We start from the raw sequence: 253 nt of genomic DNA, 5'->3' as shown, positions 1-253 counted from the left end.
GATTGCTTGTGGTTCCTAAAGGATGATTACCACCTGCTCCGTTTATTAATATATCACATCCACCAAATGCCTCATTAACTTCTTTCTTTGCTGCAATAAGCGATTCCTTTTCTAAAACATTAGCCCCAACACCAATGGCATCTCCACCCGATTTATTAATTTTATCTGCAACTGCTTCGGCTGAACTCTTATTTAAATCTAAAAGCGCAATTTTGTTGCCTTGCTTTGCTAAGGCTGAGGCTAGTGTGCTACA

General features: G+C 39.5%; 1 protein-coding gene. It reads right to left on the bottom strand.

Going from position 1 to position 253, the window contains the following annotated elements:
* Nucleotides 1–253, bottom strand: a 253-nt coding sequence (locus FGF67_RS17180; RefSeq protein ID WP_139698939.1) for an SDR family NAD(P)-dependent oxidoreductase, incomplete at both ends; no start/stop codon positions are given.

Source organism: Allotamlana fucoidanivorans, from assembly GCF_006265225.1.
GTDB lineage: Bacteria > Bacteroidota > Bacteroidia > Flavobacteriales > Flavobacteriaceae > Allotamlana > Allotamlana fucoidanivorans.
Note: the sequence above shows the minus strand (reverse complement) of the source record. Positions and strands in the feature narration are given on the sequence as shown.